9 protein-coding genes are annotated in these 10,870 nt (G+C 34.3%); 3 read left to right on the plus strand and 6 right to left on the minus strand.

The genetic code is table 11. From position 1 onward, the window contains the following. Positions 1–331: 331 nt before the first annotated feature. A complete protein-coding gene (locus ACP6PK_RS06820; RefSeq protein ID WP_426558889.1) occupies positions 332–472 on the minus strand; it encodes a hypothetical protein in 141 nt (46 codons plus the stop codon). Positions 473–581: 109 nt separating this feature from the next. Between ACP6PK_RS06820 and ACP6PK_RS06825 the strand changes: the two genes are divergently transcribed. Beyond that, positions 582–830, plus strand: a complete 249-nt coding sequence (locus tag ACP6PK_RS06825) for a helix-turn-helix domain-containing protein (protein ID WP_094673309.1) — start codon at positions 582–584, stop codon at positions 828–830. Next, the gene (locus ACP6PK_RS06830; protein ID WP_426558891.1) at positions 827–1,561 is read left to right on the plus strand and encodes a restriction endonuclease; all 735 of its coding nucleotides are present in this window, start codon (positions 827–829) and stop codon (positions 1,559–1,561) included. The genes ACP6PK_RS06825 and ACP6PK_RS06830 overlap by 4 nt, the downstream gene beginning before the upstream one ends. A gap of 192 nt (positions 1,562–1,753) precedes the next feature. Here ACP6PK_RS06830 and ACP6PK_RS06835 read toward each other — a convergent pair whose 3' ends face one another. The 4 genes from ACP6PK_RS06835 to glyS form a co-directional block, all read right to left on the minus strand. Beyond that, on the minus strand, positions 1,754–2,917 hold the full coding sequence (locus ACP6PK_RS06835; protein WP_426558893.1) for a DNA cytosine methyltransferase: 1,164 nt from the start codon (positions 2,915–2,917) through the stop codon (positions 1,754–1,756). A 55-nt stretch (positions 2,918–2,972) separates the two neighbouring features. Beyond that, positions 2,973–3,524, minus strand: a complete 552-nt coding sequence (locus tag ACP6PK_RS06840; RefSeq protein ID WP_426558895.1) for a Uma2 family endonuclease — start codon at positions 3,522–3,524, stop codon at positions 2,973–2,975. Positions 3,525–3,614: 90 nt separating this feature from the next. Next, positions 3,615–4,973, minus strand: a complete 1,359-nt coding sequence (murD, locus tag ACP6PK_RS06845; RefSeq protein ID WP_426558897.1) for a UDP-N-acetylmuramoyl-L-alanine--D-glutamate ligase — start codon at positions 4,971–4,973, stop codon at positions 3,615–3,617. A 1,152-nt stretch (positions 4,974–6,125) separates the two neighbouring features. Beyond that, positions 6,126–8,285, minus strand: coding sequence for a glycine--tRNA ligase subunit beta (gene glyS / locus ACP6PK_RS06850; protein WP_426558899.1), 2,160 nt, complete (start codon positions 8,283–8,285; stop codon positions 6,126–6,128). A 1,020-nt stretch (positions 8,286–9,305) separates the two neighbouring features. Here glyS and ACP6PK_RS06855 point away from each other — a divergent pair. After that, on the plus strand, positions 9,306–10,091 hold the full coding sequence (locus ACP6PK_RS06855) for an ABC transporter ATP-binding protein (RefSeq protein WP_371357350.1): 786 nt from the start codon (positions 9,306–9,308) through the stop codon (positions 10,089–10,091). Positions 10,092–10,224: 133 nt separating this feature from the next. Here ACP6PK_RS06855 and ACP6PK_RS06860 read toward each other — a convergent pair whose 3' ends face one another. Then, a complete protein-coding gene (locus tag ACP6PK_RS06860; protein ID WP_426558901.1) occupies positions 10,225–10,443 on the minus strand; it encodes a hypothetical protein in 219 nt (72 codons plus the stop codon). Between the last annotated feature and the right edge of the window lie 427 nt (positions 10,444–10,870).

Below are 10,870 nucleotides of genomic sequence, written 5' to 3' on the forward strand. Positions count from 1 at the left end.
TAACACCTCCTGCTGTTGTTTAGGAGTTGATTTTTTCAGACTTTCTAAAATAGTTGGTTCTTGAGTAATTGCTTGAGTCATTTGTTAGTTTCCCTACGAAGTTTAATAAATTTATTTCCATCTTATACATATTTTTAATCTGACACATCGTCCGTAGATTGAGCATCTACAAATCCTCTAATGCAACTAACGGACTGGTATCTAAAATTACGTTTGATTTCATTTAACTTAAGGTCGATCAAGATACTTTGTTATTATCAGATAAATCTCCAATACCACTATCAACACAACCCACCCATTGTTTAGCTACTTCCTAAGCAGATATTGTTTTTTATTCAGGTGGGAAAGTTTCTACTTTTTGGTTTTTACTCGGCAAAAATTCCAGAAAATATAACACCTCCTGCTGTTGTTTAGGAGTTGATTTTTTCAGACTTTCTAAAATAGTTGGTTCTTGAGTAATTGCTTGAGTCATTTGTTGATTTTCCTACTAATCTTAATCAAATTTTTTACATTTTAACAGATTTTTGATGTGACACATCGTCCGTAGACTGATAATCCACAAAGTCTGAAAATATAGGGTTATGGATAAGTCGAAAAGTAATATTCTGATTGCCCTTGGTCGTTTGATTAAACAACGTCGGATGAAATTAGGAATTTCCCAAGAAGAACTTGGATTTCGAGCTAACTTAGATCGTACCTATATATCTGGACTAGAACGTGGTGTGAGAAATCCTTCTCTAACTGCTCTTGTTAGTTTAGCTGCAGGAATGGGTATTAGTGTATCTGAACTTCTTGATAATTTAGAGGCAGAAGCTAATAATATAGAGTGAATAATCAAAACTTAGTAGAAAACTTAAAATCTACATTTAGAAAAAACTCAACTCAATTAAAAGTATTTAATCTTTTATCAGATAAAGAATGGCATTGTCGTAGTTGTGAAGGTAAAAACCTAGCATCAGAACAATATGCAGGTGGAGGTGGTATTCAAGGATTACAAAGAGGTACAAAAAGTCGCCCTGGTTTAGAAATTAAGACAGAAAGAAAGTTCTGCAATACTTGTCAAAAACAAACAACATGGGATTGTTGGACAGGAAAAATTAAAGCAGCAAATGCTCCTACTAATATTCCCTTAGAATTAGTCGAAAAAATATTATCTGTCTATTCCTATATAGATGTGATTGAACAAAGACAACGACCGCGACATGAAATTATTATTGACCATCGTTTTCCCATGGAAAGATGGGGAAATGTTGAAGAAACTCATAACTTAAATATGAGTGAAACTGAGATTAAACAAAAATTTAAATTGCTCAAAAAAGATAGTGCAGGTAATCATAATCTTTTAAAATCAAGAAGCTGTGAATTTTGTATTAAAACTGGTAAAAGGGGTACACCATTAGGCATTAAATTCTGGTATCAAGGTAATGAAAATTGGCCTCATAATATACCTAAAATTGGAAAAGATGCTGAGACTGGATGTATCGGATGTGGTTGGTATAATTTTGATATTTGGCGAGATACTCTTAATCAAAAACTAACTGAGTTTAAGCAGGATAATTAACTATTAGACATCTCCAAAAATCAAAAATAAAATCAATTATCACCTATAAATTATCAATTACCGAAATATTCTGCTTCAAAGCCTCCCCTTGGATAGGGGATAATAAATAAAAATTTTCCTGTTTGTCAATCCTCTTCTTTTCAAGGAGAGGTAATTCTTAATTCTTAATTCTTAATTCTTAATTCTTAATTCTTAATTCTTGAATTCTTCCTTCTTCCTTTCATCAGCAATTTTATTTAAAAAAGGAATCAATCCATAACCTATACATTCTGCTAAACGGGGAGGTACAGCATTACCAATTTGCCACATCGCTTTTTTCATAGAACCCTCAAAAATAAAAGAGTCAGGAAAACTTTGTAATCTTGCCATTTCTCTTGCTGAAATTACTCGGTTAAGATAAGGATGAATATGAGTACCACCATGATTTTCTTTGATAGTCATACTTGGTTTACCCAAATATTGTCGCTTAAAAGCATCAGCATAAGTTTTATATAAAGAACCACCAGGAGGTACCTGAGCAAGTCTTTCCATATATTCTTGTGAATGTCGAGTCCACTGATGATTAATTTCTGGAATAGGAGTTAATTCTGGAAGGTCAGAAATTGCTGATTCAATTGGTTTATATTGGTGTGGTAATAGTTGAGGTTTTGGATAAGGATTAATCTTACCAAATTTATTGGCAATAAAAAAAGTTCTAGGACGAATTTGTGGCACCCCGTATGCAGCAGATTCTAAAATTGCTATAGATATATTAGAATAACCAATATCGACAAATGCTTGACAAATTTCGTCTTTAACAGCACCTTTTTTCATAGTAATAATTCCTGGAACATTTTCCATAACAATATACCAAGGACGGATTTCAGAAACTACTCTCACAAACTCTCGAAATAAATTATTTCTTGGGTCATCTGGATTTCTTTTTCCTGCTACTGAAAAACCCTGACATGGAGGACCCCCTACTACTAAATGTATTTCTGGAGAGCAAATTTTTTTGAGCCATTCTGTAGAGTCAAATTGTTTAATATCTCCACAAAAATGATGACATTGAGGAAAATTTTTTCTATGGGTTGCTGATGCTATAGAGTTTTCTTCAACACTCACTACTGGATCGAATCCTGCTTGAACTAAACCTTGTGTCATTCCTCCAGCACCACAAAATAAATCGACAAATTTATAATCAGATTTACATAATGGTTTTTCTTCAATTTCAATGAATTTTTTATACGGATCGTTGTCGTTATTGTTTAATTCATATTGAATTTTCTCATAGCGACCTAGTTTAGCTTTTTTATGATAATTTTTATCACTTTGATACTCAAAATTAGGAAATAAAGATAGTTGTTTTCCTTCCATTAAATTTTTTATATAATCTGTTGTTTAATTTTTCCAGTGTACCTCATATAAATTCCTACCCAAACTCTGGCGCCCATACTTCAACTACAGGTAATTTCCATCCTGGTAAGATTTCTTCTACTTCTAACATATCCCCATCTTTCAGGACTATTTTTTCTTGCTGATAACGATAAACTTCCATTGTCCGACTGCGAGGATCTACTAACACCCCAACAACAGTTCCTAACTCTATAAATTCTTGTATTTTTTGACGTAATTTTGGTAATTTATCGCTCTTAGATTTAACTTCAAAAATTAGGTCAGGAACTAACTTAACATAATCTTCTGTAGGACGGAGTAATTTTTCTGCACGAATAAAAGAAACATCTGGAGTCCGAATATCTTCATCTGCATTTGGTAAGCGAAAACCTCCACTAGAAGCAATAACTCTACCTAACTTTCTTGGTCTTACCCAATTCCATAAATAAGCTACTATTGCTGATCCTATTTCACCTGATTCTAGACCCGAAGGACTCATCACAATAATTTCTCCACCTACTAATTCCATCTGATAATCTGGATAATCTATCTGCAACTTTTCTAAATCTTTAACTGTTAAACCAGACATAATTATAATTCACCTTTTTTTGTGTTTATTTCTATATTATCTCTAATAGCTAAAACCTCAGAATTAACACCTACTACCTAACACCTAAATCTACCTTTTTTTCTGATTCAATGCCAAAGATAATTGCCGAAAATTATCTCCTCTTTCTTCAAAATTTTGATACTGGTCAAAACTTGCACAAGCGGGAGATAATAACACAACTTTAGCATCATATTTTTTCGATAATGCTGCACCTCTAATTACCGCGCGTTCCATATTTTTCACTATTTCATAATGACGAAAATTAATCTTTTGTAATCTCTTAGCTAAAAACTCAGCAGCATCACCAATTAACAAAACAAAAACAACTTTTTCCTTAATTTGTCGCAACCAATCATGATCATTACCTTCTTTAGCTTCACCACCAGCAATTAATAATACAGGTGCCGGTACAGCTCTTAAACCAATTGCTGCAGCATCATAATTTGTAGCTTTACTATCATTAATAAAATCCACCCCATTCCAACTACAAATATATTCCAAACGGTGGGGTACGCCAGAAAAATTTTTCACCGCCTCAGCGATCGCCTCTTTTTCTATTCCTGCCAATTTCGCCACTGCTACTGCCATCAATAAATTCTGCTGATTATGAGTTCCTAAGATTTGTAGTGACTCTACAGAAACTATTTGTTCTCCGAAAGCAACTACCCATCCATCTTCAATATAAATTCCCTTCGCAGCATCTCCCAGCAAATTAGCTTTACCTTTAACGCTTGTCCAGTAGGTATTATGCCAAAGGTTAGTTGCATTTTCATGCAAGTAGGGGTCATCACCATTGATAATTTGTATTTGAGAGCGATTTAATAAACTGGCTTTAATATTAAAATAATTATCTAAATTGTAGTGCCGACTGAGATGGTCAGGAGTAAAAGTAGTCCATACAGCAATCTCTGGCTTGAGAGTATTGGAAGACTCAACTTGATAACTGCTAACTTCTGCAATTACCCAATCTGGGGGAGTTTCTGATAAAGCTAATTCGCAAGCAGCATAACCAATATTACCACAGGCCGGAGCAGACAACCCCGCAGTCTGAAAAATTGCAGCAACTAAAGCAGTAGTAGTAGTTTTACCGTTCGTGCCAGTGATACCCACCCACCGGGGAGACTGGAGATATCGCCATGCCAATTCCATTTCGCCAATAGTTTCAATACCACTTTCTCTAGCACGGAGCAGTGGGGGTATATCCCAAGGCACACCAGGACTAACAACAACTAAATCTAAAGACTTTTCCGGTTCAAATGAATAACCCAACTTAACGGTAATACCCTCTTGAGTTAGTTGTTGTTCCTGTTGCTGGAGGGAGTCAGAAATATTGCGATCGCTCAATTCAACTTCCCAACCATTTTTTTTCAGCAGTCGCGCAGCAGCAACACCTGATTTTCCTAAACCAATAATATGAGCTTTTGACATAGTAAATTTTGAGTGAAGAACGAATTCCCAATCTAATTATTTTAATTTTACAGTAGATTGAGCTAGGATACTTCCATAAGATTTAGGATTTATACAGTTTCTATAAAAGGTAGTGTTATAGTTGATGCTTATTAAATAACTGAAGTAAATAAGGTTTGCTGAAAAAGTCTTTTTTAAGGAGTAGGGGAGCGGGGGTGTAGGGGAGTAGGGGAGTAGGGGAGTAATTTTTTGCCTCAACTATGCGCCCAAAATCCTAACTTTTTGATTTTTCGGGAACCGTGCATAAATATCTGAAAAATAGGTACTTTTTCCCAACCTAAAAAGGTTAAAAATATTATCTATCAATGCTTTGAGATTTAATCAGCAAGCCATAAATAAAATACCTATTTTTATGGTGTTTTTTCCTAAAATAATATCTGATTAAAAAATATTTACCAAAAAAAATCGGTTTAAAGTCTCTCCCTTCTCAAGGAATATTAACTGCATTTATAGGACTTTTCATTTATCAAATACGAAATTAAAAAAATATTATTACAGTAAAAAGAGGTAGTAGTAGTTGTATACAACGTCCGTATATAGTAGGAAATAGGGAAAACCCTTGCTCTTTAATTTAATTTTCCTGATATGGCAAAATCCAGGTCTTCCCTAACTATAAAAAAAGTTAATTTAGCAGTATTTTTTGAAACTGGTATTACCTGTTCTTACCATCTTCTAGTTAAGCTGTTACCTATCACCTTTTTTATATTCATTTTGCTAATAATCTCTTCATACTTTAGCGTCACAACTACCACAACTACATTTCTATTTTTGTATTTTTCTCTAACCTCCAATACTTAACAAAGAAATAGTTGGTTTAAGACTATAGACTGACTATCAATCTTAGACAAGGAAATGTTTGTCCTACTGTTTCCTATTACCGAAAAATTAACGTATAAAGCCTCTCCATTCATGGAGAAAAAAGCGGTCGTTTGCGGAGCAGTCCGTCAGGATGAGATGGCGTTAGCGAAGCGGGTCCGTAGGAGCGGGTTCCCCGCTCTTTCAGAGCCACTCCGTTAACGCCATATCCAATCGACCAAGAGAAGAAAAAAAATTTCTTTGAGTCAATCTCTCTATTACAGAAGAGGTAATTATTAATTATTTAACTGCTATAACTTAACTTTTAACTATTTCGCCAAAGTCTGCCAATACCCTAGCATTATTGCGGAGTATACCCAATAAATTCAAGCGATTTTGTTTGATTTTCGGATCGGGGTCCATTACCAATACACTTTCAGGTCCATCAAAGAAGTTACTTACTGTGGGAGCTATTTTTGCCAAAGCATCTACTAACTGTTGATAATTTCTGGTTTTTTGAGATATTTCTGTTTGAGGAACTAACTCAACTAAAGCATCATAAAAAGCTAATTCCGATTCACTTTTAAACAGTTTTGAATCTACAACTTCTACAGGTGCAAGTTGAATTTTATCCAACTCACCTTGAGCAGCTAAACGAGTTGAACGGTTGACAGTTTCATAGATTTTCTCAAGCATACCATTTTGCCGAATATTTTGTAAGAAAACTGCCCTATTACGCACATCTAATAAATCTTTTAATCCCCTTTCCTGATATTCAGAATCATTATCTCCCAAAACCGCATTTACCAAATCATAATCAATATTTTTTTCCTCTTGCAAAATAGTTCTAATTCGTTGCAAGAAAAAATCATATAACTGTGCTAATAATTCTGAATTTGCTTCAGAATAAATTTTGATAAAATTCGCAGCAGTCTGTTCTAATAACTGATGTAAATTTAATGGCAAATTAGCTGACCAAGTAATATTAACCACTGCATTTGCTGCCCGACGTAAAGCAAAGGGGTCGCCAGAACCTTTTGGTAACATTCCTAATCCAAAAATACTTACCAAAGTATCAAGTTTATCTGCCAAACTTACAATTTGACCGCTAATAGTTTCCGGTAAAATATCTCCTGCACCTCTAGGTAAATAATGTTCAAAAATTGCAGTTGCTACTGCTTCAGTTTCTCCACCAGCACGGGCATATTTTTCTCCCATTACTCCTTGTAGTTCTGGAAATTCATAAACCATTTGAGTTACTAAGTCAGCTTTACAAAGAAGAGCTGCTCTTTCTATATTTTTGGATTCTTCTTTACTAACTTCTAACTGTTCAGCAATTAACTTAGCTATATTAACAATGCGTTTTACTTTTTCTCCCATTGAGCCTAATTTTGCTTGGAATGTAACTGCCTCTAATTCAGGCAAATAATTTTCTAATGGTTTTGCTAAATCTGCTTTATAGAAAAATTGTCCGTCTGCTAATCTCGCTTTAATTACTCTTTCGTTTCCTGTAGCAATAATCTCTGATTTTTCGGGGTCGCCATTAGAAATGGTAATAAAATATGGTAATAAGTCAGTTTCTGACTGGGAACTTTTTGTTGATTTTAAAACAGGGAAGTAACGCTGATGTTTCACCATTACTGTTTTTGTTACTTCCGCAGGTAAAATTAAAAATTCTTCATCAAATTTTCCAACTACTGCTGTTGGCAATTCCACCAAATTTGTGACTTCTGCTAATAATTCTGCGGGAATTTCTGCTTTTCCATTAACTTTTTTTGCTGCTGCTTGTATTTGTTGTTCAATTTGATTTTTTCGTTGTCGATCATCTACTTCAATGTAGGCTTTTCTCAACTCTTCCACATAATCTTTAGCTTGAGAAATTTCTATTAGTTGAGGATGTAAAACTCTATGACCATAAGAGAGGCGATCGCTTGTAATTTTCTCCGAACCATTCTCTAAATTTATCGGCAATATTTCATCATCTAATAATGCTACTAACCATCTAATAGGGCGGGGAAATTTAATATCTCCATCTGCCCAACGCATAAATCTTTTACCTTCTAATTTATCAATCCATTCTGGTATTAATTCACTCAGAATTTCTGTTGTTTGTTTACCTTGAATTTTTTTATTCACGAAAACAAAATCCCCTTTTTCCGTAGGGCGTATTTCTAAGTCCTTAAGTTCTACTCCTTGTTTTTTAGCAAAACCTTCTGCTGCTTTAGTAGGTTTACCATCTTTAAAAGCTGCCTTTGCCGGAGGTCCTTTAATTTCTTCTTCTCGGTCTGGTTGTTTAAGTGCTAAACCCTCAATAACCACTGCTAAACGTCTAGGTGTGCCATATACCTTAACTGCATCATTTGTCAAGTATGCTTCTGTGAGGGTTGTGGGGATAAGTTCTTGCCACTGTTGTATGGCTTCAGAGACAAAAGTTGCAGGTAATTCTTCTGTACCAATTTCTAATAAAAATGTCGCCATGATAAAAATATTGAGATATTTGGATATTATCGACTAATTACAACAGTTTAGCAGAAAGTAAATTTCAAGTTCTCTCATTTACCTTTTCCATAAGTTTGACGATTTTCAATAAATATTAAGTGGTTGTGCTTTTAGGAATTTCCTAGTTGAGAGAGGGAACAGAGAGTCAATAGGAAGTGTAATTAATCTTGCTTATGAACTTATTCTTTTTTTTAGAAAAACATTGCCAATAATTTAAGCACTAGCAGAGATTAATATCTGCTATTTTTTATACTATAATTTATTGTTAACTATAAGTTTGTTAGTATGTTATCTTAGATAGATACACTGATAATTACTTATTTCTCCTCCCAAGAAAGAAAGTATTTATCAAGTAACCAGGAAAATACCTAAAAAATATTGTAGGTAGCTCTCCTGAGTCTCACTCTGACACCCAAATAAATTGAAATACTGGAGTCTAGTCATTTATAGCTTTGACAACGACTTCATCAAATTAATCCTGTTAAGTAGTAGTATAATTCATAGGAAAATTTTCATTGTCAATTATCTAATTAAAATTTTTGCTGATGATTATGACTACAGAAAAAAAATTATATTTTCTTCACGTTTTTTGAAGTTAAATCGTCAAAATTTGAAATTTCAAATGGGAAAAATGAAGCAAAATATATTGGGTAAGTTCAGGATAACTCTCAACTACTCTTAAGTCCTTTCTTAGTAAACTCTCAGATAAAGGTTAGTCAAAATTAATCTAAGTTCTAAGTGTTCTTGATTACCTTAAAACTTAGTAAGCTAAAATACAATGTAAGTAAATTACCTCAGTTTCTATTCAGTTCAAAGGCCATTAAACTTAAATGAATCCCTGACATTAAATTCAATTTTTTGAGAGAGATTCAATTTAGGTTAAACTCAAAAACCTGGGAAACTCAGGCAAACTATAGAAACTTCGCATAGCGCGAACTATCTATCAGAGGTATATTGCTCATGTCCCCAAAACACTCTAGCTCACCAAAAGTCGCACCTATGACTACTTTCAATATGTACATGGCTGCTGCCACTCAAACTAAAAACCTATCTCTTTCTAATCCTAGAGATGTTGCTAGCTTAAGAACAGCAGCAATCACGTCTTGTGGGGTGACAATGGCCTATCAAAACGGACAACAATCTTACCAGGTACTCAAGAATATTGACTTGACAGTACAAAAAGGTGATGTCCAACTATTGATGGGGCCGTCCGGTTCTGGTAAAACTACCTTGCTGTCAATCTTAGCAGGATTGTTAACACCAACATCTGGCAGAGTGTGTCTCTTGGGACAAGAAATTACCAAAATGTCTAGACATCAACTGGCCAAGTTTAGACTTCAGAATATCGGCTTTATCTTTCAGGGATTTAACTTGTTCCCTGCATTAACAGCAGCGGAAAATATAGAAGTAGCTCTGAATATGAAGGGTATCAAAGGTAAGGCAGCAAAACATGAAGCTCAGGTGCTTTTGGAACAAGTAGGGTTAGCTCCTCAAGCCAAACTACATCCACGGGATTTATCTGGTGGCCAAAAACAGAGAGTAGCGATCGCTCGTGCCTTGTCTGGAAACCCTAGGATAGTTATGGCGGATGAACCAACAGCAGCTTTAGATTCTCATAGTGGCCATACAGTTATTGAGTTACTACGTCGGCTAGCTAAAGAAGGTGGCTGTACTGTGCTAATGGTAACTCACGATCCTAGAATAGTAAGTTCTGCTGATAGAGTAGTTTATCTTGAAGATGGAAGTATACAAGAAAATAAACAGTTATCTGATAATTTCTTGTAATTTTTTGTGAAATATTTAGACTTTAAATTTCTCTAACTTTCCAGGTATTAACCAGGGAATAGATTTTTTTATTTTCCTTTGTTTTTACTTGCTACTCCTAATATTTTTTTCATTTAATTGTCAAGTTTGTTCCTCAATAACACCCTGGAAAAGAAGTTAAATTAGTATTAGTAGATTGTTCAAGTTTAGTTACTAATAATACAGACCTATAATTAGGAACAAATTCATCCAAACTATAGGCAAACTGACCAAAATAGCCACCTGTTTCTTCGTAACTAAACTCTTCTATTGGTATATTGGCATCCCAGATATACCAGAAATTTTCTTTCTGGCCTGGGATTATATAATGCACCCTGATGGTCTGAAAGTGCTTTGTAAACACCTATTAAGTGTAACTCCTTATTTGCCCTAGGGGTATTAAAAAAATATGAAAAATAATTTATCACCTCAAAACTACTAGATATTCCTGACGAAATCAAGTGCTGAATAGAAGGATAAAATAAATTCTATAGTAGTTATAGAAGGTGTATTCAGGATTTTGTCCAAGAGGATAATGGCGATTGGGGAAAATTAGTAAAAGCGTAATTAATAAGTGATGCGCGAAACTAATTGTTGATCCAATTTTAGGGCATAGATAAATTTGATTATGAGCTATCGTGACATTCTTACGATTGAACCAGATAAGCCTGGAGGAAACCCTTGTATTCGTCCAATGCGAATTACAGTTTACCGAAATAATTAATAATTAAACAATTAAATAATTAGATCATTCACGCCTT

This window comes from Dapis hubbardiae BLCC-M172 (genome assembly GCF_050016015.1).
Taxonomy (GTDB): Bacteria; Cyanobacteriota; Cyanobacteriia; order Cyanobacteriales; family Microcoleaceae; genus Trichodesmium.